The organism is Terasakiella sp. 4MB5A (assembly GCF_050058155.1).
Taxonomy (GTDB): Bacteria; Pseudomonadota; Alphaproteobacteria; order Rhodospirillales; family Terasakiellaceae; genus Terasakiella; species Terasakiella halodenitrificans.
In genome coordinates this window covers 2648649-2674076 of sequence record NZ_CP188815.1, presented here as the reverse complement: position 1 = coordinate 2674076, position 25428 = coordinate 2648649, and the positions used below count along the sequence as shown (strand labels likewise).

Below are 25428 nucleotides of genomic sequence, written 5' to 3'. Positions count from 1 at the left end.
TTATTGAGATGGAGGGAAAGGAAGAACTTAATTATTCTTCAAATACATAGGTGCCAGGTGCCTCGCAAATGGGGTCGTAATCCCCCCCCTTTGTACCGACCTGAGGTGGGGTTACTTTACCGGATGAATGTTCTGTCAACCATGCTTCCCACGGTTCCCACCAGGATCCTTCGACAACAGGGTGGCGTTCTGCCCATTCTGCAGGCGGGACGAATTTGTCGTTATCCAGTTTGGTACCAATCTGATAATGGCGACGTGGGTGGCCCGGTTCATTTACAATTCCGGCATTATGTCCGCCGTTGGTTAGAACAAAGGTCACATCGGTATCGACCAGTTGATGGATTTTATAAACAGATTTCCACGGGGCCACATGGTCTTTCCCTGTGGCAACTGCAAAAATAGGGGTCCGGATATCGGAGACGGCAATGGGTTTGCCGCCAACTTCAAAACGTCCGGCCGCTAAGTCGTTATCAAGGAACAGACGACGCAGATATTGTGTGTGCATCTTGTAAGGCATACGGGTTGCATCTGCGTTCCAGCTCATTAAATCGTTGACGCGCGGTTGTTCGCCAAGCAGATATTCCGATACCATTTTTGACCATACAAGATCAAAAGAACGTAACAGCTGGAAGGCACCGGACATCTGTTTGGTATCCAGATAGCCCTGATCCCACATCATGTCTTCCATGTAGGAAATCTGGCTTTCGTCGATAAACAACATCAATTCACCAGCTTCGCTGAAATCGGTTTGCGTGGTGAATAGGGTGATGGTTTTGAAACGGTCATCTTCGTCCCGCGCCATTGCAGCAGCGGCGATGGTAAGAAGGGTACCGCCCAGACAGTAGCCAACGCCGTGGACTTTTTGATCCGGCACAATAGTTGTAACCGCTTTTAAAGACTCCATAACGCCTTGTGTGACGTAATCTTCCATGTCGAGATCACGATCTTGGGCCGTCGGGTTATGCCAGGATACCATAAAGACAGTATGTCCCTTATCGACCAGATATTTCACCAATGAATTATATTGGGACAGATCAAGAATATAATATTTCATAATCCATGCCGGTACGATCAGCACGGGTTCTGCATCGACTTTTTTGGTGGTGGGTTCATACTGGAGCAGTTCGACCAGACGGTTGCGATAAACAACTTTACCTTTGGTAACAGCAAGATTCTTGCCGACGCTATATTCACTATCGGCGGTATTGTGTTCGTCCACAATGTTGCGCATGACTTCATTCCAGAAGTTTTCAGCGCCTTTGACAAGGTTTTGCCCCCCTTGTTCGACTGTGGTTTTCAGAACATGCGGGTTGGTTGCAAAAAAGTTTGTCGGAGAAATAATATCCAGCCATTGACGGGCACCGAAATGCACCATGCTTTCATGGTGTTTGGATACACCGGGAATTCCCATTGTTGCGTAATGCCACCATTGTTCTTTCAACAGAAAACCTTGGGCGATGACATTAAAGGGAAATTTTTTCCATTCTTCAGAACGGAAACGACGGTCTTCCGGCAAGGGTTGAATAAAATCTGGCAGATCAGGATCCATCGTGGCACGGGCCGCCCAGATATTAAAATCGACTGTTTTGCGGGCAAAATTTTCAGACATTTCGCTGACTTTACCCGGTGAATGGGCCATATGGACCAACCAGTCGAAGTAGGCCACCATGATGGAGGCGGGCGACAGGCCGTTGGTCATGCGTCCCTCAACGGCATGAATGGCGCGATCGATACTGTTCTTAACGTTTGGAACGGACATGCGTGTCATGGTAAATACTCTTTAAGCTGAAAGGCCGACATATTGTGTTTTGCATTGCAACATAATATAGGCTTAAACACATACAACTTCAATCCATTAGGACTGTTTAATGAAAATTTCACAAGATCATCCATTGGTTTCTAAAATGGTTCAATGGCGTCATCATTTGCATGCGCATCCCGAAACCGCTTTTGAAGAGGTGCAAACTGCCGATTATGTGAAAACACAATTGGAATCTTTCGGACTGAAGGTTCACAGCGGGTTGGCAAAAACAGGCCTTGTGGCCAGCCTGACAAATGGGGACGGCCCTGCAATTGCGCTACGTGCGGATATGGATGCACTGGATATGACAGAATGTTCCAATATGCCGCATAGCTCCCGCCATGAAGGGAAAATGCATGGCTGTGGTCACGATGGGCATATGGCAATGTTATTGGGCGCCGCTGCTTATTTATGCGAGAATCGCGATTTTAATGGCACGGTCCATTTTGTTTTTCAACCTGCCGAGGAAAACGAAGGCGGCGGGCGTGTGATGGTTGAAGAGGGGTTGTTTGATCTATTTCCGGCGGATGCTGTTTATGGCATGCATAACTGGCCGGAAATGGAGGCTGGTACAATGGCGGTGAAAGCCGGACCATTGATGGCGGCATGCGATACAATGGATATTCGAATTATTGGGAAAGGATGTCATGGGGCAATGCCGCATTTGGGGCTGGACCCGGTTGTGGTCGCCAGTGAAATTGTTCTTGCCTTACAAAGTTTGACATCACGCGTATTAAACCCGCAAGACGCAGGCGTAGTATCTGTGACGCAAATTCATGCCGGGCATACATGGAATGTGATCCCCAATGACGTGCAATTGCGCGGGACCATCCGCTCTTTTACGCCCGAAGTTCGCCAAATTCTGGAAAAGGGCATCCGCCGGATTGTGAAAGGGATTTGCGAAGCACATGGGGCAACCTTTGAATTGACTTACGCCAAAGGGTATCCGGCAACGGTTAATGATGTGCAACAAAGTGAAATGTGTGCCCGTGTTGCGGCCCAAACAGTTGGCGAAGAAAAGGTAGATTTAAATCCGATACCCAGCATGGGAGCCGAAGATTTTTCTTATATGTTGGAAGCAAAACCGGGCTGTTATGTCTGGCTGGGTACAGGGGGCACGCCGGGTGGCTGTTTACTGCATAATCCGGGTTTTGATTTTAATGACCGTATGCTGCACGTAGGGGCTAGTTATTGGATTAATCTGGTTGAAGGTGTCTTGAAAGCGTAAAATTTAATGACGCAGCATTTTTTCCAAGCGAGAAGCACGGATAAAAAGGGAGAGGCTGCGATCCATCAGACTTTGTAAGCGTTTTGGGCAATCTTCCAAGGTTTCTTCGCAGGTGCTGGTACAGATGCTTTCGTCTGCCAAGGCGATGTTACTTTCCAGATATTCATGCCGGGTAATTTCGTCGTTGAGAATGGCTTTTTCATGCATTAACCATGAAATCATATGAGAAAGCCGGGACGTTATACGTAAAGATTCTCGTGTCAGTTCAAGACGTTGACACGGGTTTAAATGGGTAACTTGCTTGGGGAAGCGGTAGGAATGGTAATATTTCGCCTCCTCCAGCAAGCTCATGGTTTCATCAAATGTCTGGTCCAGCCAGAACGGGGAGTTGCCAACTTTCACCATTGGTTTCCTTCGCGTATCTATGGCAGGCGCGCGAAGGTTGGCAATCGCTAATGAACGGAGCAACCTTCCGGCACTGTTTCGTCAAAAATCTTCGCTGTAAATTCATATGTGTCTTCATGAATACGAATTCCAGAAATTTCTGGATAATGTGACGCCATCCATAAGACATACTTTGCAATGAGAATGCCGTTCTCTTCTTTCATGGCATCGCGAATAAGTTGGGCGACAATGCCAAGACGGTTTTGGTGATCGAGATAAAAGGTCGGACCGAATTGTTCATCGGCGAATTGACGCAGTTGCAGGTCCATACTGGCGACATGGTCGCGTTGAAATTCATCCAGCACTTCTGCTTCGAATTGAACGGGATAAGGGGCGCCGTCGAGGGCAATCACAAAAGACAGGTCGGAATTCATGGAGGGGGCCTCCCTTTAACTGATATTGCATCTAAGTTCTAAGGTAGCGGTTCTTTTGAACTTATCAAATGTGCATAAGAGTTAGAGAAAACAGGCCTTTTTTATCGTTGGTATTAGAGGTGGTTTTGAAAATTGATGAAGGAAACATCAAATTTCTACTGACAGTTATTTACTGGCTACTCTGTGGGAAGTACGGATTTTACAGCATCGAAATGCTTTGACGTTAAATAGGTGTCTGTTGAAATTGCACTCAGTTCAACCCGGTCATTCTTTAAAAAACGGCTATAAAGGTCCAGTGTCACATTTTTACGGATCCACCATTTATAGTGACATTTGTTTTCAGCATAGGCACTTTTTCCACTGCATGTACTATCAACGGGGCGACTGTAAAGTTTGGCGAAATCCTGTGCGATTTCGGGTTCGCTCAAATGCGGATATGTTTTTTGGGCTTGTAGGCGAAAGGCCTTGTATTCATTAGGATTTTTAACAAACCAGATGGTGTATTGCGCCCCGCGCATAACGTGTTTTCCGGTCAAAACGCCCAGCCGATTGGTCCGCAAAAGTAAATCCGGATATTTGGCTTTTAAGGCTTCCGGGGTTTGTCCAAGGTCTTCTGCGAAAATGGGGGCATATTTGGAATTTGCCGGTATGTCGGCTTCTTGTGGTTGTTCCTTTATCAGGACTGTATAGACGAACCCGCCAAGGACCAACACGATCAGTGCCAGAAAGAAAAATATTCGTACGATATGTTTCAGCGGGTTTTCTGAACGGGGTTTTCTGCGTTGGGGGCGGCGCATTTGACTTATCTTTTCGTTTAAATTTCACCTTACAGTTAACAGTCTAAAGGGATTAATACGAAAGGGGTATGATTGTGCGCACACTCTGTCTCATTTTTAGAGATACAGAGTGTGCGAGATATCTTTAATATTAACTGTCCGCTTGTTCGCGGGCCTGGCGACGAGTTTCGCGCCAGTCTTGAAAGTTCGACCGCAGCATCAATGCACAGGGGGTGACGACCAAGGTCAAAATCGTCGCAAACCCAAGACCAAATACAATTGCGGTTGCCAGTTGTGACCACCATTGCGTTGAAGGTGCCCCTTGTGTGATGTCGCGATTTATAAAATCGATATTGAGTTGCATCACCATAGGCAACAGACCCAGCATGGTTGTCACGGTTGTCAACAAAACAGGCCGCATGCGTTGTGCCCCTGTCAGTACAATGGCGTCAAAAGTACTGCCCATTTCATGTTTTAGGCGATCAAAGGTGTCAATGAGAACAATATTGTTGTTCACCACAATACCGGCCAAGGCAATGACACCGATCCCACCCATAACGATCCCGAATGGTTGTCCGGTCACCAAAAGGCCGATAAAGACACCAATAGTGGACATGATAACAGCCGACAGGATTAAAAAGGCACTGTAAAAACTGTTGAACTGGGTCACAAGAATGATTGCCATGATGAACAGGGCGACACCGAAGGCGTTGCCTAAGAATTCCTGAGCTTTACGTTGTTCTTCGTCTTCACCTTTATAATCGATTTTAATGGCGGGATCGAAATTTTGTTGGGCAATCCAGGCTTTGACCTCTTTTAATTTTGCATCGACGTTGACACTAGGCAGGACGTCTGCCTTGACTGCCATAACGCGGAAGCCATCGACACGGTTGACATTGCCGATACGTTGTTCTGCGGTACGGGTGACAAAGTTCGAAATAGGGACGGTGCCCAGTGATGAGTTGATCCGAATATCGTTCAGGCGATCGATGGTGCGGTCTTCTTTTGGGAAGCGTGCACGGATTTCGACTTCGTCATCGGTATCATCGGGGCGATATTCTCCCAATTTCAGACCTGTGGTTGTCATTTGGATGAAGTTGCCAACAAGGCCAATATCTGCACCGAATTTGGCAGCTTGTGATCGATCGACTTTAAGTTCCCAATCAATACCGGGCAGAGGGCGTGAATCTTCAAAGTTCATCATGCCGTCCATATTTTCCAGACCGTTTCGAATACGGGCAATGGCATCGGGCAATAAATCGGTTTTACGTGATGATAGCTGGACGTTGATGGGCTTGCCTGTCGGTGGCCCTTCTTCTTGTTTGCGGAAATCGATTTCAATACCGGCAATATCTTTGGTCCGTTCGGCAATCTCAGCCAAAATCTGGTTTGCCGGGCGGCGTTCCTGCCAGTCTTTGAATTCAAGGGAGACAGAACCGATAATATCTTCGGCTTCTTCACTGTTTTGTTCTTTGCCGATACGTGTGTAAACGGTTTTGAATTCCGTCATGGGTAAGATACGGGCTTCGACTTTTTCTAGAATGTCTTTTTGTTCCCAGACGGACAGGTTGCCGCGCGCACGCACATTGACTTTTGCATTTTCCGGTTCGACTTCAGGGAAGAATTCTACCCCTTTCCCGAATGCGCCATAGACGACCTGAACCAGAACCAGAACGGCAACAGCCCCGACAATAACCTTGATGGGGTGGTGCAATGAGGTTTGCAGGGTTTTAACGTAAGTTCCTGTAATGCCATGTAGTTTGCTAAGATCGACATCGTGTTCGGGGGTAATCTCACTCAGTTCCGGTACAGCTTGAGACGGTTTACCAAATAAAGCCCCCAGTGTTGGCACGAAAATCAATGCCATGAACAGGGAGGCTGCCAGTGTCGCAATCAAGGTAATGGGCAGGAATTTCATAAATTCCCCGACAACACCGGGCCAAAACAAAAGGGGCAAGAATGCCGCAAGTGTGGTTGCTGTTGAGGCTGTAATCGGCCAAGCCATACGTTGTGCCGCCAAACCATAGGCCTTGCGCCGATGATAGCCTTCAATCATTTTTCGATCCGCATATTCCGTGACTACAACAGCGCCGTCAACCAGCATGCCGACCGCCAAAATAAGGCTGAACAGAACAACGATATTCATGGTCATGTCCAACCCGCTGATGACAAGGATCCCGGCAAGGAACGAGCCGGGGATTGCCATGCCAACAAGTCCGGCGGTGCGCAGGCCTAGGGCGGCAACAACAACGACCATCACCAAAACAATGGCGCTGAGGACGTTATTTTGCAAATCGGCCAACATGGTGCGGATTTGGTTGGATCGGTCTTGTGAATAGGAAACGTCAATATTGTCGCGTAAGGATTGCGGCCATCTCGCCTGTTCTGAAGCAACAATTTCACGGACTTTTTCGATGGTTTCAATGATGTTTTCGCCGGTTCGTTTGGAAATTTCCAAGGCAATGGCGGGCTTACCATTCACACGGGCAAAACTGCTTGGGTCTTTAAATGTCCGGCGAATATCGGCAATGTCCCCAAGTGTGACCACGCTATCCCCATCCACTAAAAGAGGTTGGGATTGAATATCGTGAACGGTTTCATAAAGGCCCGGTACCTTGACGGAAAAACGCCCAAGGCCAGTGTCCTGAGAACCCGCTGCGACCAATTGGTTTGAGGATGAAACCATATTCATGGCGGCTGATGGGGTCAGGCCGTACATTTCAACTTTTGCCGGGTCGATAATGATCTCGACCATTTCTTCGCGGTCCCCGGCAATTTCTGCTTCTAAAACACTGGGGATGGACTCGATTTCATCTTGCAGGTCACGGGCCAGTTTAACCAGCGAACGTTCCGGTACTTCACCTGCAATTGTCACCACCAAAACCGGGAAAAGACTGAAGTTGACTTCATGTACTGTTGGTTCGTCAGTTTCATCGGGTAATTCAGGTTTTGCCAGGTCAACCTTGTCGCGCACGTCATCCAATGCTTTATCTGCATCGAAACCAGCTTCAAATTCCAAGGTGACGTTGCCGCCGCCTTCATAACCGGTGGAGCGCATTTCTTTAACACCTTCGATGGTGCGTAGTTCCTGTTCCAGCGGACGCAGGATCAATCGTTCGGCATCTTCCGGGGAAATTCCGTCATGTGTGGCGACAACATAAATGATTGGAATATTGATATCGGGGTCAGATTCTTTGGGAATATTGACATAGGCGATTGATCCGGTAATCAGGACCAAGGCCAAAATCATCAAAACTGTGCGCGAATGGCCCAGTGCGGCTTCGATCGCATTTTTCATGATTTATTGTTCCTGTACCTTGGCGATTGCTGGTGCTGATGGTTGTTCGGACGTATCTGTCTTTTGTTCGTCACCGGCTTGCGTTGTGATGACTTCTTGCCCGACGCTGACATATTCCTGACCGCGTGTGATGATGCGGGCGGTTTGGGGCAGGCCGGTAATCCAGATACCTTCGGGTGTGTCTTCCAGTAATTTTACCGGATGGAAAACAACCTTATTGGCATCATCGACTGTTTTTATACCGATGATCCCTTCGTCTGACAGGGTTAAAATCGCAGGGCTGACTTGAAAGGCGTGTTGGCGTCCGATGCTTAATTGTAATTTTGCTGTGATACCGACGTTGATCAGTTCTTGTGCATCATTTGGGGCTTCCATTTCCACGCGGTAGGTACGTGTGGAGCTATTGCTGGTTGCCGCAATAAATCGCACGATGCCTTCCAATGTACGTCCATCATTTAAGACAGCGCGTGCGGCTTGGCCGTCTTTAATTTTTGAAATGGAATATTCTGGGATGGCTGCGCTGACAACAATTGGGGAAAGATCGACAATTTTTGCAATTGGATCTCCGCTATCAACAAAATCACCGACTTCGATGCTGGTATTTTCAAGGTATCCGTCAAACGGGGCTTTAATTTCGGTATGTTCAATATCAAGGCGAATGTTTTCTAGGTCGGCACGCGCGCTGTTTAACAGCGACTTGGACTCAGCCAGTTTTGTTTGTGAACGAAAGCTTTTCTGGGATAGCTTTCTGGAGGCATCATATTCCAGTTCACGAAAGCGAACGGCGGCACGTGCGCCTTCAAGCTTATACTTGCGATCATCCATCGCAATACGGGCAATGACATCGCCTTTGGTGACGAAGGTGCCTTTTTCGATGAGAAGTTCTGAAATACGTCCCTTTGTCTGGGCTTTCAGTTCGACTTCTCGGTTGGCTTCTGTTTGTCCATAAAGCGAGAGGATATCCGCGTGATCATGGGCTTCCTGTGTTGAAACCAGCACGTTGACGCTATTTTTTGAATGTGTTTGAACAACACTTGTGGCTGCGACTTGTTCTTTTTCAGTGAATAGGCCGGATATCAGCCAGATAGAAACGGCAACGGCGATGCCAATGGCGATCATCGTGGATTTGTTCAACAGAAATTTCATTGTCGTGCCCCAGAAATATTCAGCGATAAATTGTAAAATTATAAGTGTTTTAAGTTAAAGAATTTTTTTGTCTACTATCGACTACGCTTATTTCCACAATATTTCTGTGAACTCTCTCACATAATCCCAATTATTTAAGGGTGAATAAGTTTACGGGACGTCCGACACCACGCAAAGGGCGGGGGCCAATGGCGCGCCATTGTTCAGGTTGATGGCGGGCAAAAGATTGCGAAGCCAGAACGCTTTCACCGATTTCTTTTGTCATGTTTTCAATGCGGGCCACTTCATTTGCAGCAGGTCCGGTTACGGAAAAATCAAGCCGTTCGGGAATGCCTATATTGCCAAACATGACTTCCCCGATATGTAAACCCAGCCCAAAGGAAAGCTGTTCGTCTTGTGCGCGCTGAGTATTGACATAATCCAGTCGTGCAAGGGAATCTTTGGCGGCGGCTGTCGCCTTGGCACAAGCTTCTTTTATATCATTATTATTGATAGGAAATATCGCTAATACGGCATCTCCGACAAACCTGAGAACTTCTCCGCCATGGTCGCTGACAGCACCGGCGGTGCAGGCAAAGTAGCTGTTTAAAGTGGCCAACAGTTCTGGGCCGGATAATTGATCGCCCAAAACTGTTGAATTGCGCAGATCGCTATACCAGATCACGGCATTGATGTTATTACCATCCCCCAGTTTAATGGAGCCGCTAAGAACTTGATGGGCGGCATTTTCACCCAAATAGGCACTGAGGGTGTTTAATGTAATGCGTTCGCGTAAGGCAATTTTCAGTGCGAGGGCGATATAATCGCCGACATCGCGCAGAATATCCATTTCTTCGATGCTAAATCCGTTTGGTGCATCGCTGAGAAAGGACAAGATCATACCATCCAGATCGAAAGCGAATTGTGAAGGTTCGGAAAAACGGATGAGACGCAAGAAATAATGTGTGCCGCCAGCCTCTTTGAATTCATCAAAAATAGGGAATGCAGGGTGTGCGATTTCATCGTTTATAAAAACGTCAAATTCAGGGATTTGATTGTGAACAGCATAATACCCCGGACTGTTGAGCCATTCGTCACTCTCTCCGTCTTGATGCATATAGCGGGTGATGTCGTCAAATTCCTGGCCTTTCCACCAGCGCAGCGATAAGGCACCAATGGTGGGATGTAATGTCCCCCATGACATATTGATGCGCAAGACAGGGAGGCCAGCCTTAAGCAGGCGTTCGCAACTGGCGCGAAAGACTTCCGGGGTAACAGGGCTGAGAAGTGCCCGTTCTATGATGTAGGCCTTGATACCGTCTATGGCTGTTTTATCTATTGTCATAAAAGGAAAAATACGCTTCTGCGAAAGTTTTTGCGAGGTTTTTTTAACGTTGTCTTTACAAAGTGGTACCGAAATGCGTATTTTATTTCCTGTATATAAATTTATAGCTGGCAAAGGCGCAGGCGGAACATGGTTAAGCAAGAGTTCCATAAAAAATTGAACGTTGATGGCGTGACCTTCATTATTCGGGATGCGGATGAGAAGGATTTACCCGCCGTAACTGATTTGCATGCCTATAACACAGGCCAGCATAAACCAGATTATTGGGAAGAGACCTATCATCGTTATGGCGATTCCAACGAGGGTTTTTTCTATGTCTGTGAAATCGACAGTATTTTTGCAGGCTTTATTATTGGTGAAGTGCGTGCGTGGGAATTTGGGTCTGAACCTTGTGGCTGGGTTTATACCATTGGGGTGAACCCGGAGATGCGCCTGAAGCAAGTGGGAACGCGATTGTTTGAAACGGTCTGCGAACAGTTTCGCAAGGCCGGTGTCGGGCAGGCCCGCACCATGTTGCACCGTAAGGATAACCTGAACCTCAGCTTCTTTAGAAGTCAGGGGATGATGGGTGGTCCTTACATCGAATTGGAAATGCCGCTGGACTGAAGGTAAGCTGAAATGAAACTCCAAAAAGCAACTTATTGCGCGCTATATGCCGTTCTTGAATTGGCACGTGATCCTGATGTCCAGCTTTCGGCTACGGACATTGCGGACAAATATAATATTTCGGCAAACCATTTGGCCAAGGTTTTGCGTGATCTTGGTCGCGCTGGTCTGGTGGAATCTGTACGCGGCGCCGGGGGAGGGTACCGTTTTGCCGGCAATCTGAAACGCACAACCTTGTTTGACGTTATTCACTTGTTTGAAGATGTCAGCGAAAATGAACGTGCCCGTGATTCACAAGCCGATACGGATATCGGCAATGCGCTTAATCTGGTGTTGCGCGAAATTGATGAAATTGCCATTGCGACACTGGGATCTATTACAATCGGCACCCTGTTAAAAACCATGCGTTGGCGCACGGAACGTGTGGAACGCGATCAGGAAAACGTTTAAGCCTTATATTCAGATATTCCATTTTTAAAGACAGGATCAGGCCATGACAGCACGTGATAAGCTTTCATTTGCGGATTTCAAACAACAACTTAAATCCGTAAAGCTCCTCAGTCTGGATGTGGACGGTATTTTAACCGATGGCGGGCTTTATTATACGGAAACCGGTGACGAGTTACGCAAGTTCAATGTCAAAGACGGCATGGGCATGAAAAAAGCGCGCGAAGCCGGCGTTGAGCTTTGTATCATCAGTGCGAGTACAACAAACGCCATTCAGGAACGTGGGAAACGCCTTGGGCTAAGCCATGTTTATACCGGGGCAAAAAACAAAATCGAAATTTTGCAAAAGATATGTGACGAGCTGTCCATCAGTTTGGATAATGTTGCCCATATGGGGGATGATTTGAACGATATTCCGATTATGGAAAAAATCGGCACCCCAATTACGGTTGCCGATGCGGTTGAGGCTGTTAAAGAAAAGACGCTGTATATTACACAGAAAAACGGCGGGCAGGGTGCTGTTCGTGAAATTTGTGATTTATTGATTGAATTGAATAGCTGAAAAATTGGCTCATGATTCTAAAATTAAACCGTATTCTGAAAGGGATACGGTTTTTTATCTTTTTATATCGGTATGTTTACCTCCAAAGTATTATTAGATTTTACAAATTTAGTTTTTAGGGGTAGTCTTAAATTCAGATAGATAACGAATAATAGGATGCCCCCATGTTTGCATATGTTGAAGATGGCAGACTTATCCGTATTCAGGAAACGCCGTCAGATTTGGATCTGGGGGATAGTCTGGAAAACGCCTCTGTTCAAACTTTACGCACGTTCGGCTGGTATCCTGTTTTAATCACAAAGGCAGAAGTCGGCCCAGACCAAACACGCAGCGATGATATTATCGTGGTGGATGGTGATGTTGTGCGTGTGGTTCAGACGGTGCGCAATCTGACAGATGAAGAAGCTTTTTACAAAAGCAAGAACAGTATTCTGGCGATGATTGAAAGCATCGAAGCTGCACAAACAGATCGCGCCGAACGGGAGCTTTTGTTAGAGCTTGCGGAACATTTAGGCCTGACACAAAGCGTTTCATATTCCAAGTTACGCAGCGTTGAAGACAGCATTTCAGATAAGCGCCGTCTGCTGGCGCAAATGGATTCTCAACGAGACCAATAGAAGTAAAGACTTACGCCTTTGCATACGGCTGACGAAGTGCTTTGGATAACTCGCAAATCAGAAACGGTCATCTTGCGTCAAATGCGCAATGACAGCTTAGGGGCTTTGTCAATATAAGCCCCTATTTATGGCTGGATTATCAATCTAGGGTTTCTTATTTATAAAATTAATGTCTTTGTAATTTCTGTTGACTTTAAGTACTATTTTAAGATCAAAAAACGACTGACGGGAGATTTTTTTGCAGCGGATTGTCCCAATCTTGGCGGTTATTGTGTTGTTCGTAACGATGGTACATGCAAATGAACCGACACCTGTTATGTTGCAAACACATTTACAACCGCCTTATCAGGTGATGGATTCATCTGTATTGCGTGGGCGTACGCCGCAAATGGTACAATGTGTTTTTGATCGGCTAAAACGGCCCTATGTTATTGCCATTGCTCCGCGCAAACGTAATCGCGAACTGATAAAGCAAAATCGCATTGACGGTTTTTTTCTGAGTATACCGGATGCAGACCTTGATGAAACGTCAATCCCGACAGAACCTTTGGCGCTGGAACGTTGGAAAGTTTTTCGTTTAAAAAATTCTCAGACCTCGGACTTATTGCCACTTGATCAAATTGGGGCTGTTTTGGGTGCAAATGAAGAAGTCTGGCTTAAACGGCATGGATTGCACTTGCCGGCGACGATTCCAAACGTGAAATCCTTGGCAAAACTGTTGGCAAAGGGGCGGGTTTCTGCGGCGTTGTCGGATGAGGACGTTTTTTTGAACGCCAGCCGTGCCGTCGGACTTGATGAGGATGATCTCGAGTCGATCTTTGTCCGCTATGTGCCCTTGGTTGCTTATTTTTCTAAGACGTTTATCAAGAATAATCCAGATTTTATTTCACAGTTTAACAAAGCTTTGGCAACGTGTGCACGCGATACACGCGCTGCAACACAATCGGAGCGTCAACAGCTTTTGGATATGGCGCAGTCCATTTTGATGCAATATCAAATCGATATCGGATCTGTTGAGAAAACACTGCAGGGGCGTCGTATCCGCAAGAAAACACTTCGTCAGGCAGATGCAGACTGGAAGGAGGCGATGGCGCATGACAGGCAAACGGAACTTATGAGCGATATTCTTGCCAATAAAGGGTCTGAGTTTCTGCGCAAAATTGTTGAGAGCCATCAAGGGATCAATGAGATTTTTTCGACGGATAAAGAGGGCTACAATATTGCCATGAATGCGCCCACCAGCGATTACTGGCAAGGAGATGAGCATGCCTTCATGGCCTTATCCAGTGGGCAGGCGTCATATATGTCACAGATTTTATTTGATCATTCCGCGCACGCTTTTCAGGTGCAGGTATCCTTACCGATTACAAATGAAAAAACATCGCAATTGGATGGGATGCTGACCATTGGTTTTGATGTCGATAAGGTTTTTTCAAAAATTGATTTCCTGTCAAATCCATAAAGGGTGACAATGTCCTGTATCTCAGGTTACAGTCAGTCCAATTATATTTAGGCGTTTAAGGAAGTATAAAAAGTGGCTGACGATACAATGAAAAAAACGGTCAACGAAATTCTCTCCGGTTATGGGACGACAATTTTTGAAGTGACTTCGGCATTGGCGTTGGAACATAACAGCATCAATTTGGGGCAGGGCTTTCCTGATGTGGATGGGCCTGAAGAAATCCGTCGTATTGCAGCCGATGCGTTGATAGCGGGGCCAAACCAGTATCCTCCCCTGATGGGATTACCGGAACTGCGTCAGGCTGTCGCACGCCATAACAAGCGGTTTTACGATCTGGATGTCGATTGGCAAACCGAAGTAATGGTTACGTCCGGGGCGACAGAAGCCTTATGTGATTGTTTTATGGGGTTGTTGAACCCGGGTGATGAAGTGGTTTTAATCGAACCGCTTTATGATTCTTATTTGCCGATCATCCGCCATATCGGCGCCATCCCGAAATTGGTGCGGGTTGAACCACCCCATTGGGAATTGCCGCGTGAAGAATTGGAAAAAGCATTTAGCGATAAAACCAAATTATTGGTTTTAAATTCCCCGATGAATCCGTCCGGCAAAGTGTTTACCAAAGATGAGTTATCGTTCTTAGCCGCGCTTGTACAAAAACATGATGCGTATGTTGTCTGTGATGAGGTCTATGAACATCTGGTTTTTGATGACCACCAACATCACCCTTTAATGACGTTACCGGGGATGCGCGACAGATGTGCGCGTATTGGGTCTGCGGGTAAAACCTTTTCTCTGACAGGCTGGAAAATTGGCTATATCACGGCATCCCCGCATCTGATGAAAGCCATTGCCAAAGCGCACCAGTTTGTTACGTTCACGGTTGCGCCCAACTTGCAAAAAGCGGTAGCCGCGGGGCTGGACTTTCCAGATGAATATTATCGTGATTTTACAGCCGGCATGCAGTCACAACGCGATTTACTGGCAACAGGGTTACGCGATGTCGGCTTTAACGTGTTGGACAGTCAGGGAACTTATTTTCTGACGGTTGATTTTTCTCCTTTCGGGTTTGAAGGTGATGATGCTGAATTTTGCCGATATATTACGACGCAAGCCGGGGTTACAGCGGTGCCGACAGGCGCTTTCTATCAGGAAGACGGACCACGTAATTTTGTTCGTTTCTGTTTCTGTAAACAACCGTCACTCTTGAACGAAGCAATCGATCGTTTGCGTAAATTTTTCGTGTGACAGTTTTTTTTACTTTTTGGGTCGAAAAGTTATTGACGATCAGAGCGTGCTGGCGTACATAAGCGCCCACCTCAATGGCGATTGTAGCTCAGTTGGTTAGAGCACCGGTTTGTGGTACCGGGGGTCGTGGGTTCAAGTCCCATCAGTCGCCCCATACACGAAAAACCCCCACTGTGACGGTTACGTCCGGTGGGGGTTTTTATTTGCCCGAGTTTCGTGTTTTTATATATGACCAATGGTTCCAAAAAATTTGTGTGATACAAAAATTGTAGATTAACTTGTTCTATGATTCTTCTGTTTTTAGGCAATCTTCAATTTTTTGTAGGCGTATTATATGAATCGTTAGAGTTTGCATTGATATATGAGAGGAGAGTTTAGTCGTTTTTCTCTGATCACAAGGCAGAGAAACAAGGGACAAAAGCGAGGAAAAGAGTCGAAAAATCAAGAATGTGTAAAAAAAATGAAAAATCCTGTTGCATGCCTGTGGGGGCACTGTTATAACCCCGCCCACACCACAGCAAAGCGTGTGTGACAAAGGGTCCCTGGAGGGATGCCTGAGCGGCTAAAAGGGGCGGACTGTAAATCCGCTGGCTACGCCTACGTTGGTTCGAATCCAACTCCCTCCACCACTCTTCTACGCTTTGTTATAAGTGAACGTGAGGGGGTGTAGCTCAGTTGGTTAGAGCGTCGGCCTGTCACGCCGAAGGCCGCGGGTTCGAGTCCCGTCACTCTCGCCACTTTCGCGTTTCACTTGGTGTATATAGAGAGAGTATCCCTTTTGTGGGGGTGTAGCTCAGTTGGTTAGAGCGTCGGCCTGTCACGCCGAAGGCCGCGGGTTCGAGTCCCGTCACTCTCGCCATTAAAAAGCCCGTCCTTTTGGACGGGCTTTTTTGTTGTTTCTTCTTAAGCTTAATAGGGCGGAAGTTTTTCCTTGTAAGGGAAGTTGGGCAAGGCATTCATCAATGCACTGCGCCATTTATGCCACCATGTCGCAAGCGCGGTAATAATCAGGCCAAGGACAAAGAGGCTGATATAGTCTGCATCCATGCCCAAGTTTTTCGTCGCCCAACTGACAACGAAGCTCATACAGATAATACCTGCCGAGATAAAAGAACGGCGATCAATAATCAGGGCGATGATCACGAACAGACAGAGCAATAAGGTCGTCAAAATATAAGAAGTCGTGTCCCCTTCGTAATAGATGTTCAGGGCGATGACGTTGAGTAAGGATGGACCGGACAGAAGATGCAGCCAAAAAGCAGATTTGGATGGATTACCAACCCGATAGGGGTCGCGGCAATCGAAATAAAGCCCGAAGCCTAAAGAGATTAAACCAAAGAGCAGCCAGCTTCCAGCAACGATAGGATTGACGGACAGGTCCATAAGGCTGTCAAAGTCGAGGGCAGCTTGTTGGGAAGAACTCAAAATCCCGGCAATGGATAACATCATTCCTAATCCGGTGACACCGATCAGGAAAGTCAGATAGGGGAGTTTGTATTTACGATACATCCAGACGAGCAAGCACAAGGTCGGGGCGAGGGGAAGTATCAGGGTGGCCAGATAGGGGTCGTCCCCTTCGGCTTGTGAAAAAAGGTCAATGGCGATCGGGACAAGGCATAAGATACAGGAAAGAGTCAGTGCGCTGCTGCTGACAATGCTGGGCAGGACCATGCGCCGTGTTTTAATGAAATAATGGGACAACCCCAGGCTGAGGACTGCAACGATGGCACCGGCAGCGACTAAGCTATCCAGTAAGGTAAGGATACCGACGAGCCCGGCAAACAGAATGCACAGGCCGATGGAAATAAAAATTTCTGAAAACCCCAGAAAAATTGCGAAAGGTTCATCTTCCCCATGAAGGGTGTGATGGGCCTGTTGCCGTTTTTGTGCGATATGGAGGATGGAGGCGAATTGTTGCTCGTTGATGACGTTTCCGGTCAGGGCCGTTTTCAGGTCATCCTGCGAGATTTGATCCATAATATTTTCTTTTAATTGTGAAGACGGATTATTTTCGAGATTGAGGATATAGGGGTTAATCAGTGGGGGCAACCACGTTCCTTTTTTGATTGTTCGCCAGACGACCCTTGACGTTTGGCTTTTTCCCGCTTACATCTAGGGCGTCCGCTTAGCGGCGGACTACGGCGCTAGAGGCGTGTATGGAATAAGCTGACTGGACCCGGGGGCGGTACCCGGCGCCTCCACCATAAGCCGATCGAACAGGTCGGTTTGTGAGGGGGGCGAAATAGGATCGACAGCGGTAGTAAAGATACAGTGTTGCGCTCGGTGAGCTACCACCGATATCGGTGCAAAACTTGATAAATGCCAACGACAATCGTATGGCTCCGGTTGCAGCTGCTGCGTAACGCAGTCGCTTGACCAAATTCAATTCCTGCATGGGTGAGTCTATGTAGGTGGGGTTCGGGGGTACCTAGCAACAGAGACCCCCACTTTCATTTCCCAGACAATTTAATGACTTATCCCATACCAACGCCTTTATAGCGGCGGTTAAGCCGTGAGATTTTGTCGTGATAAAGTGTTCCTATTGCAACGGCAATCCAGCTGATATGGAAAACGGCATGCATGAAGACGACAATTTCGCCGTGGATCGGCCCGATGGCCGCGCGTTCAAACAGTTGTCCGATGTGATCTAGCGGGGCAGGGTGGATCGTAAGCTTCCCATAGTAGGCAATGGCCTGAATTGCCAGCAACCACGCATAACTGCGCCGTAAACGCCGCCCTATGGCACGTAGCATGCTGATGTGGTGTTTAGGGTGCATGTAATCTTTTGCAAGTATTTGATTCCAGTCGCCATTGCGCTCGTAATCTTCGCCGCGCAACATGGGGGCAAACAGTTCGGTTTCGATATGGCGGGCACGCGCACGCCAGACATTGAAATAACGATAACGCCGCGCCTCGAAAATCAAAAAGACGATGACAAGCAAACCAACAAGCACCAGCGGTAAAGGGGAAGAATTGACCCCACTGAAGGTAATGGAGAAGGCAATGCCTGTGGTGACGACAGCCCAGTTCGTTGTGTTGTCCAATCGTGTGCGCCAAGTGGTCGAACGATAAATTTCACCACGGTAAAGGTGTGATAAAGCACCCATTTCGGCGTTGGTGAATTTTGGCTTTTCTTGGCTTTCTTGTTCCATTTTGAAAGGAATCCCTGTTGTTTTCTTTTCAGAGTGCGCTATTGAAACGCAATATTCAACCCCGTTGTTATAGGAACATTATAAGAACATCATTGACAATCCTTCAATGTTCTTATAATGTTCCTATAACGAGTCGCCATTAAGGGAGTGAAGAAAATGTATGTTCCAACTTTTGCTAAAGAATTTTTGGCCTTGGGCAGTATTTTTGTCGCAGGTTACATGTGGTCTTTTATTTTGTGAAGTTTTACGGAGAACAAAACGGGAATAAATAAAATGCCGTATCAGGAATTAGGTGAGGCTAGAATCCTCAAACGTTATGCGAAGCCGGATTTTTTGGAACCTGCCCATAAGTCGGTGACCCAACCGGATCGTAAGGAAGCGGCGGCGTGGATGTCTTTAGAGGACGCCACGGTGCGCTTTTTGCAAAACGTAAAACCCCATCGTTTGAGTGCAGGTTAAAGTCTTAAGCGGTTGATCCCCCAAACCTGATGATCAGAACAGGTTATGAGGGATCAAAATACCGGGTTAGTTTAACGCCAACGTATTATCGGGCATTGGGGGAAGGGCACGTTTTTTGCCATTGTCATCAATGGCGACGAATGTAAAAATACCTTCGGTTACTTTTTCACGTGCCATACCGTCGCGACGCAACACCCATAGTTCGATCTGAATGGCCATCGATGTATTGCCTTCGCGCACAATGTCGGTGTAGACACAGACAACATCGCCGACGCTGACGGGTTTCAGAAAAGACATGGCTTCGACGCCGACGGTTGCAACGCGTCCTTGTGCGCGCCATGCAGCGGTTACACCGCCGGCAATATCCATTTGCGACATGACCCAACCGCCGAAGATATCGCCGTTGGGATTGGCATCTCCCGGCATGGCAAGGGTACGAATGGCAGGTTTTCCTTTGGGCCCGTAGTCTGATGTAGTCATGGTTTGATCCAAAATTGATGTTTGAAAATATAAAGTGTTGATCAAGACAATATCATGCTTGCTCGAAAGGTCCATCCTTCCTATCATCGGGCCAACAAATTATGAATAAGGTGGGCAACTAAATTGGCTATGGATTTATTTGAAGACGACGCGCCGAAAACCGGCGGTGATTATACGGCGCAGGATATTGAGGTTCTGGAAGGTTTGGAACCGGTTCGTAAACGTCCCGGTATGTATATCGGCGGGACAGACGAACGTGCCTATCACCATTTGGTGGCTGAGATTCTCGATAACTCTATGGATGAAGCAGTTGCCGGACATGCCAGCCGGATCGAATTGGAGCTGGACGCCGGAGGAAATGTGACGGTGCGTGATAATGGTCGGGGGATCCCGGTTGATCCGCATCCCAAATTCAAAGATAAATCTGCCCTTGAAGTTATTATGACAACTTTGCACTCCGGCGGGAAGTTTTCCGGTAAAGCTTATCAGACATCGGGCGGTTTGCATGGTGTTGGTATGTCGGTTGTAAACGCACTTTCCGATGTTTTGTTTGTTGAAGTTGCCCGTGATCGCACTTTATGGCGTCAGGAATTTTCACGTGGTATCCCACAAGGGCCATTGAAAAATGAAGGACAGGTGAATAACCGCCGGGGAACGACGATTACTTTCCATCCGGATCCTGAAATTTTTGGGAATCGCCTTCAGTTTAAGCCAAGCCAGCTTTATAAAATGGCACGTTCCAAAGCCTACTTGTTTAAAGGGGTGGAAATTCGTTGGAAATGTGATGAAAGCCTGATTAAAGATGGTGATAAAACACCGACGCAAGGGGTCTTGCATTTCCCCGGTGGTTTGTCTGATTTTTTAAGCAATATTTTGGAAGACCGCGAGGTCAAAACCGATGAACCGTTTGCCGGGGATGTGAAATTCCCGGACGAACAGGGCAAGGTGGAATGGGCAATCGCCTGGCCGGAAGATGAAGAAGCCTTTTTCAATTCTTACTGTAATACGGTGCCGACTCCGTTAGGTGGGACGCACGAACAAGGGTTTCGTAATGCCATTACTAAAGGTATTCGTGCCTATGGTGAATTGGTGAGTAACAAGGCAGCCTCTAAAATTACGGCAGATGACGTGATCAATGGGGCATGCATTATGTTGTCCGCCTTTATCCGTGATCCACAATTTCAGGGGCAAACCAAAGAAAAACTTGGCACACAGGAAGCCGCTAAACTGGTGGAAACCGCTATTCGGGATAATTTTGATCACTGGTTGGCCGGTAATCCGGAAATCGGATCGCAATTGCTTGAATATCTGATTGAACGCGCCGAAATCCGGTTGCGTAAAAAAAGCGCCAAGCAGATGAAACGCCAGTCAGCGACCAAACGTTTGCGCCTGCCGGGCAAATTGGCTGATTGCACACGATCGGTTTCTGACGGGACGGAAATTTTCCTTGTGGAAGGGGATTCTGCGGGCGGGTCAGCCAAGCAGGCGCGAAACCGTGAAACACAGGCGATTCTGCCCTTGCGTGGTAAGGTCTTGAACGTCGCGTCTGCCAGTGTCGATCAAATCCATGCCAACAAAGAACTCAGCGATATGGGCGAGGCGTTGGGCTGTGGTACGCGCGAAGCCTTTGAATTGGACGATCTGCGCTATGAAAGAGTTATTATCATGACCGATGCGGATGTGGATGGTGCACATATCGCCTCGTTGTTGATGACATTCTTCTATCAGGAAATGCCCGGCCTTGTTGAAGCTGGTCGTCTGTATCTTGCCCAGCCGCCGCTCTATCGTTTGGCGACAGGGGCGAAAAGCATTTATGCAATGGATGATCTGGAAAAAGATCAGTTGATGGAGAAAGAATTCAAAGGCAAGAAAGTGGATATCAGCCGATTTAAAGGTCTGGGTGAAATGCCGCCCTCGCAATTGAAAGAAACGACAATGGACCCGAAACGGCGCACCCTTCTGCGCGTCACTGTTCCGCAGGGCCCAACGGAAGAAGACCGCGAAGATGCGGAAGATACAAGAGATCTGGTGACACGCCTGATGGGCAAAAAGCCGGAATACCGTTTTCAGTTTATTCAGGAACGCGCTAAATTTGTTGAAGGGTTGGACGTATAACCAGTTTGAAAACCGCAAAAAAAGCCCCTGTACAAATCATCTGTACGGGGGCTTTTTCTTGAAGGGTTTTACGAGTGTTATGGGAACATGGGTTGCTGGTTCAAACCGGCTGTTTCGTCAAAACCGAACATGACATTCATGTTTTGGACGGCTTGTCCGGAGGCACCTTTGACAACATTGTCTTCTACGCAGACAATGATGGCGCGCCCTGGTGTCCGGTCGGCAAAAACACCGATCAGGCAATAGTTGGACCCACGTACATGACGCGTTGCCGGGCTGTTGCCTTCTTCTACGACACGGACGAACGGCTCGTTTGCATAGGCAGCATGCAGGCTGGTTCTGATATCGTTTACACCGACGTTATCGGCCAATGTCACGTAAATTGTTGATAAAATACCGCGGTTCATCGGCATGAGATGCGGGGTGAAGCTGACTAAAATCTCTTCGCCTGCGGCTTCGCTCAACCCTTGTTCAATTTCCGGCCCATGACGGTGTGTCCCAACCCCATAGGCATGAATGGCATCGGACACTTCGCAGAATAAGGATCCTTCTTTCGGGGAACGGCCTGCCCCGGTAACACCGGATTTTGAATCGATAATAATCCCTTGGGTGCCAATTTTCTTTTGTTTTAACAATGGGATCAAGGGAAGTTGTGCAGATGTTGGATAACAGCCGGGGTTCGCCACCAAACGGGCTTTTGCAATTTCATCACGTTTGATTTCGGTCAGACCATAAACGGCTTCTTTTTGCAGTTCAGGTGCGCGGTGTTTGTCGCCATACCATTTGCTGTATTCTTCGATATCTTTAAGGCGGAAATCGGCAGACAGATCAACAATCCGTACATTTTGCGGCAGGCTTGCGATAAATTCCTGTGTGGTACCATGGGGCAGACAGCAGAAACAAACGTCGATGTTTGACCAGTCAACATCATCCATTGTCACCAAATCGGGTAAATTCAGTCCGCCTAAATGTGGGAACACATCAGCCATTCGCATCCCGGCTTTGCGGTCAGCGGTCATTGCTGTGATAGTGACGTTGGGATGGTTAATCAACAGCCGGACCAGTTCTGCACCTGTGTAACCGCTGGCTCCGACAATAGCTGCATTGATAGTGTTCATGTTATTTCTCGAAATTTAGAGCAAATCCCGAGCAGGTTTATTCAACCTGCGACGACGCATTTGCGTTACATTAATAAGTAAGAGTATTTAGGTGCGTCAGGGCGAACCTGAATACTCTGAACATAAAAAAAGGACCCGAACGGGCCCTCTTATAAAGAGTCCATATACACCCGTTCAGAAAATCAAAAGACTGTCAGGTTGTATCGTCGCATGGATCTTTATCCTCTTGTGTTTGTTTAAGTCAGGCATCCCTTGTATCAGTTTTATACAGGAAATCCAGTCTTTTGTTATTTGTGTTTTGCCTGAAGGGTTTGCAAAGTTTCCTTTGTACGAAATTCGTTTAGCTTTTTTTCAAATGAATCCATGATTTGTTCAACTTGTGGATATTGTTTACTAAAGCAGAAAAAAACATCTTCGGATGAAATAGGAGAAAATAATACGCGATCAGCTAGCCCACTTTTGCGTAAATGAGCCATCGTTGTTTCGCGGTTGAGGTAAAGATAATCAAAACGCCCGGCTTCCAACATTAAAAGGGCACTTTTGGTATCGTTTGCCACTAAAGGGTTTAGTCCCGCATCGCGAAGTCTTACCATGTTTGCATGTCCCTCTATCGAGGCAATGTCATAGTTATTTACGTCCTTAAATGTTTGCGGGGCTGGTAAGTTTCGATTGGCAAGATAGAAAAAACCATTGGTGAAATGGCTGGTTGGTGTGCGGAAATACATATATCTTGCGCGTTCTTGTGTTTTTGAACAAGAAAGGATACCTGCAGCTCTTCCTTCTTTGATATCACGCAATGCGCGTTTCCATGGTAGAAAGGCAATATCTATTTCAAAGCCGATCTCGTTAAAAATCCGGCGGACTAAATCATAATCGCGGGCGTAGGCACCTTCAAGCGGATATGAGGTTTCATAAGGGGAGGAATCTTCAGCAACGATGTATATTTTTTGTTGGGCTGCCATCGATTCAGATGTTCCTGCCAATCCGATTGTGCAAAAAGCCGCAATCAAAATCCAGATTGAAAAGAGAAACATTTGGCGCACCTTTAGAGAAAACATGAAAAATAAAGCGAGCTTATTTTTGCGAGCGTATAATACGGGTATGCAGCCAAATATCAACGAAGAAAATCAATTATTTGGGGTATGCTATTGCAAGTTTATTTCCTTTGAGTGTTTTTATCTGCTTTGGCTAGGAATGAACCGATAGGTGCATTTTTTTATAAATATATAAAAATAAAGGTTGAAGACCTGTCTGAGGCAGAAAGTGTTTATGATTGCGCTTGCGCTTTGAGACTTATTATTCTTTTATGCAGGCAATGGGATTTTGTTTTTTAAGGGAGAGCGCCGTGACGGATGACTTAAGAAAAGAAGGTTGGCTGCCGCCCGAGCGTGTTGAAGAAATTCTATCTCTTTTGGAACTGATTGGTCAGGGGGCGTTTCTCGATATCCCAAAGGGTGAAGATCGTGTCGGACAGGCAATCCGAAAACTGGCTGTTGATGTGGGGCGGTTGTCGGCGATGCAGATGCGCAAAACTGTTTCGGTTTCTATGGAATTAAACGAAGCTGTTATTGCAGCAGCAAATCTGAGCCGTGCAACATCGGTGACGGATAGACATGCCCAAGGTATGGCTTCTGCAACTGAGGAAATGTCCGTGTCCGTTGATACGATTGCCCGCCAGGCATCTGAGACCTTTACATTAGCACAAGAGGTAAAAGAAATTGCCTTGAATGGTGAAAAACAAGCCGGACAAGCCGATGACGCAATGACCAAAGTGGAAAGTGCCATGCGGAATGTGGCACAACGTAGTGATGCTTTAAGTGAGTCTTCTCATGATATTGGTCAGGTGGTTGATTTAATTTCTGAAATTGCTTTTCAAACCAATTTATTGGCCTTGAATGCAGCCACAGAAGCCGCCCGCGCCGGGGAGGCAGGGACAGGGTTTGGTGTTGTGGCGTCTGAAATTCGCAATTTGGCGGAGCGTACACGTTTGGCAACGAAAGATATCCGGCTCAATATTAACCATTTTCAAGATGAAATTGATGCCATTGTTGAGGCATTGAGTGAGAGCGACAAAACGGTCAAATTAGGCCATGAAATTATGAATGCCTCTCAAGAGTCCATGTTGGGCATCGCTAAAGCAATTTCTGAGTTGACCCAACGTAGTCGTGAAATATCAGAAACGGTCGGGCAGCAAAAACTGGCAGCCCATGAAATTGCATACGGTATTTCCGAAGTGGCCCGCATGACAGAACATGTGCAGAATGCGACGCATACGGTGTTGGATGCAATGGATGGTGCGGAAAAAGATATTGCGTCTCAAATATCGGATATCGCCAAATTGAAGTTGCCGAAAAAAGCCCTGCATCTTGCAAAATCGGACCATATTATCTGGAAAAAACGGTTGGCCGCCATGATGGTCGGGCGTGATAGTCTGGACCCAAATGAATTATCAGATCACACCTGTTGTCGGTTGGGTCGATGGTATTATGCTTGTGAAGATGATCATGTGAAAAGTCATCCGTCCTTTCAAGAGATGGAAGTTCCCCATATAGAAGTTCATGCCCACGGTATTGAAGCGGCCCGTAAATATAAGCTTGGTGATTTAGATGGTGCACTAGAGGAGATCAAGGGGGTCCAGCAAGCATCGGAAAAAGTGCTGTTTCATCTGAATGAGCTAACGAAACAGCGAAAATGACATTAAACTTTCATTTTTTGTTAGAACTTCGCTAACAATTGCGCGCTACTCTTTTTCGTGAACAATTGAGAAAGAG

At 46.9% G+C, this 25428-nt stretch carries 22 protein-coding genes, 4 tRNA genes and 1 other RNA gene; 15 read left to right on the top strand and 12 right to left on the bottom strand.

Annotated elements, in window-relative coordinates; all coding sequences use genetic code 11:
* Positions 1 to 31: 31 nt before the first annotated feature.
* On the bottom strand, positions 32 to 1768 hold the full coding sequence (locus ACI0FF_RS12495) for a PHA/PHB synthase family protein (protein WP_419797147.1): 1737 nt from the start codon (positions 1766 to 1768) through the stop codon (positions 32 to 34).
* Between the two features lie 100 nt (positions 1769 to 1868).
* Here ACI0FF_RS12495 and ACI0FF_RS12490 point away from each other — a divergent pair, with 100 nt between their 5' ends.
* Entirely contained in the window at positions 1869 to 3029 is a 1161-nt protein-coding gene (locus ACI0FF_RS12490; protein WP_419797146.1) for a M20 aminoacylase family protein, read from the top strand.
* Positions 3030 to 3032: 3 nt separating this feature from the next.
* On the opposite strand, the gene ACI0FF_RS12485 is transcribed toward ACI0FF_RS12490, so the two are convergent.
* The 6 genes from ACI0FF_RS12485 to ACI0FF_RS12460 all read right to left on the bottom strand — a co-directional run bounded on the left by ACI0FF_RS12485 (position 3033) and on the right by ACI0FF_RS12460 (position 10391).
* Positions 3033 to 3434 (bottom strand): DUF1465 family protein, encoded by a 402-nt coding sequence (locus ACI0FF_RS12485; RefSeq protein ID WP_419797145.1) that lies wholly within the window; start codon positions 3432 to 3434, stop codon positions 3033 to 3035.
* 47 nt (positions 3435 to 3481) lie between these two features.
* Positions 3482 to 3847: a hypothetical protein gene (locus ACI0FF_RS12480; RefSeq protein WP_419797144.1), complete on the bottom strand. Its 366-nt coding sequence runs from the start codon at positions 3845 to 3847 to the stop codon at positions 3482 to 3484.
* Between the two features lie 176 nt (positions 3848 to 4023).
* The gene (locus ACI0FF_RS12475) at positions 4024 to 4644 is read right to left on the bottom strand and encodes a hypothetical protein (RefSeq protein WP_419797143.1); all 621 of its coding nucleotides are present in this window, start codon (positions 4642 to 4644) and stop codon (positions 4024 to 4026) included.
* Between the two features lie 130 nt (positions 4645 to 4774).
* Positions 4775 to 7921, bottom strand: a complete 3147-nt coding sequence (locus ACI0FF_RS12470; protein WP_419797142.1) for an efflux RND transporter permease subunit — start codon at positions 7919 to 7921, stop codon at positions 4775 to 4777.
* A gap of 3 nt (positions 7922 to 7924) precedes the next feature.
* A complete protein-coding gene (locus ACI0FF_RS12465) occupies positions 7925 to 9067 on the bottom strand; it encodes an efflux RND transporter periplasmic adaptor subunit (protein WP_419797141.1) in 1143 nt (380 codons plus the stop codon).
* Positions 9068 to 9197: 130 nt separating this feature from the next.
* Positions 9198 to 10391 carry an adenylate/guanylate cyclase domain-containing protein gene (locus ACI0FF_RS12460; RefSeq protein ID WP_419797140.1) on the bottom strand — a complete coding sequence of 398 codons (1194 nt, stop codon included), beginning with the start codon at positions 10389 to 10391 and terminating at the stop codon, positions 9198 to 9200.
* A gap of 129 nt (positions 10392 to 10520) precedes the next feature.
* On the opposite strand from ACI0FF_RS12460, the gene ACI0FF_RS12455 reads away from it, so the two are divergent.
* The 10 genes from ACI0FF_RS12455 (at position 10521) to ACI0FF_RS12410 (ending at position 16192) form a co-directional block, all read left to right on the top strand.
* Positions 10521 to 10997 (top strand): GNAT family N-acetyltransferase, encoded by a 477-nt coding sequence (locus ACI0FF_RS12455; RefSeq protein ID WP_419797139.1) that lies wholly within the window; start codon positions 10521 to 10523, stop codon positions 10995 to 10997.
* Positions 10998 to 11009: 12 nt separating this feature from the next.
* Entirely contained in the window at positions 11010 to 11447 is a 438-nt protein-coding gene (locus ACI0FF_RS12450; RefSeq protein ID WP_419797138.1) for an Rrf2 family transcriptional regulator, read from the top strand.
* 43 nt (positions 11448 to 11490) lie between these two features.
* The gene (locus ACI0FF_RS12445) at positions 11491 to 12006 is read left to right on the top strand and encodes a KdsC family phosphatase (protein WP_419797137.1); all 516 of its coding nucleotides are present in this window, start codon (positions 11491 to 11493) and stop codon (positions 12004 to 12006) included.
* Between the two features lie 164 nt (positions 12007 to 12170).
* Positions 12171 to 12623, top strand: a complete 453-nt coding sequence (locus ACI0FF_RS12440) for a hypothetical protein (protein WP_419797136.1) — start codon at positions 12171 to 12173, stop codon at positions 12621 to 12623.
* Between the two features lie 238 nt (positions 12624 to 12861).
* Positions 12862 to 14085 (top strand): hypothetical protein, encoded by a 1224-nt coding sequence (locus ACI0FF_RS12435; protein ID WP_419797135.1) that lies wholly within the window; start codon positions 12862 to 12864, stop codon positions 14083 to 14085.
* Between the two features lie 87 nt (positions 14086 to 14172).
* Positions 14173 to 15333, top strand: coding sequence for an aminotransferase (locus tag ACI0FF_RS12430; protein ID WP_419799706.1), 1161 nt, complete (start codon positions 14173 to 14175; stop codon positions 15331 to 15333).
* A gap of 77 nt (positions 15334 to 15410) precedes the next feature.
* Positions 15411 to 15487 (top strand) — tRNA-His (locus tag ACI0FF_RS12425).
* A 390-nt stretch (positions 15488 to 15877) separates the two neighbouring features.
* Positions 15878 to 15962, top strand: a tRNA-Tyr gene (locus ACI0FF_RS12420).
* Positions 15963 to 15993: 31 nt separating this feature from the next.
* Positions 15994 to 16070, top strand: a tRNA-Asp gene (locus ACI0FF_RS12415).
* A gap of 45 nt (positions 16071 to 16115) precedes the next feature.
* Positions 16116 to 16192, top strand: a tRNA-Asp gene (locus ACI0FF_RS12410).
* A gap of 50 nt (positions 16193 to 16242) precedes the next feature.
* Here ACI0FF_RS12410 and ACI0FF_RS12405 read toward each other — a convergent pair.
* Positions 16243 to 17382, bottom strand: coding sequence for a hypothetical protein (locus ACI0FF_RS12405; RefSeq protein WP_419797134.1), 1140 nt, complete (start codon positions 17380 to 17382; stop codon positions 16243 to 16245).
* A 31-nt stretch (positions 17383 to 17413) separates the two neighbouring features.
* On the opposite strand from ACI0FF_RS12405, the gene ssrA reads away from it, so the two are divergent.
* Positions 17414 to 17782: a transfer-messenger RNA gene (gene ssrA / locus ACI0FF_RS12400) on the top strand.
* A gap of 25 nt (positions 17783 to 17807) precedes the next feature.
* On the opposite strand, the gene ACI0FF_RS12395 is transcribed toward ssrA, so the two are convergent.
* Positions 17808 to 18485 (bottom strand): DUF2270 domain-containing protein, encoded by a 678-nt coding sequence (locus ACI0FF_RS12395; protein WP_419797133.1) that lies wholly within the window; start codon positions 18483 to 18485, stop codon positions 17808 to 17810.
* Between the two features lie 273 nt (positions 18486 to 18758).
* Between ACI0FF_RS12395 and ACI0FF_RS12390 the strand changes: the two genes are divergently transcribed.
* Positions 18759 to 18944 (top strand): hypothetical protein, encoded by a 186-nt coding sequence (locus ACI0FF_RS12390; RefSeq protein ID WP_419797132.1) that lies wholly within the window; start codon positions 18759 to 18761, stop codon positions 18942 to 18944.
* Positions 18945 to 19010: 66 nt separating this feature from the next.
* Here ACI0FF_RS12390 and ACI0FF_RS12385 read toward each other — a convergent pair whose 3' ends face one another.
* Positions 19011 to 19424, bottom strand: coding sequence for an acyl-CoA thioesterase (locus ACI0FF_RS12385; protein ID WP_419797131.1), 414 nt, complete (start codon positions 19422 to 19424; stop codon positions 19011 to 19013).
* 129 nt (positions 19425 to 19553) lie between these two features.
* Here ACI0FF_RS12385 and parE point away from each other — a divergent pair, with 129 nt between their 5' ends.
* Positions 19554 to 21539 (top strand): DNA topoisomerase IV subunit B, encoded by a 1986-nt coding sequence (parE, locus tag ACI0FF_RS12380; protein WP_419799705.1) that lies wholly within the window; start codon positions 19554 to 19556, stop codon positions 21537 to 21539.
* A gap of 77 nt (positions 21540 to 21616) precedes the next feature.
* Here the strand turns inward: parE and argC are convergent, their stop codons facing one another.
* Both argC and ACI0FF_RS12370 read right to left on the bottom strand, forming a co-directional pair.
* Entirely contained in the window at positions 21617 to 22657 is a 1041-nt protein-coding gene (argC, locus tag ACI0FF_RS12375) for an N-acetyl-gamma-glutamyl-phosphate reductase (protein WP_419797130.1), read from the bottom strand.
* 287 nt (positions 22658 to 22944) lie between these two features.
* The gene (locus tag ACI0FF_RS12370) at positions 22945 to 23619 is read right to left on the bottom strand and encodes a substrate-binding periplasmic protein (protein ID WP_419797129.1); all 675 of its coding nucleotides are present in this window, start codon (positions 23617 to 23619) and stop codon (positions 22945 to 22947) included.
* 383 nt (positions 23620 to 24002) lie between these two features.
* Here ACI0FF_RS12370 and ACI0FF_RS12365 point away from each other — a divergent pair, with 383 nt between their 5' ends.
* On the top strand, positions 24003 to 25352 hold the full coding sequence (locus ACI0FF_RS12365; protein ID WP_419797128.1) for a methyl-accepting chemotaxis protein: 1350 nt from the start codon (positions 24003 to 24005) through the stop codon (positions 25350 to 25352).
* Positions 25353 to 25428 lie beyond the last annotated feature (76 nt).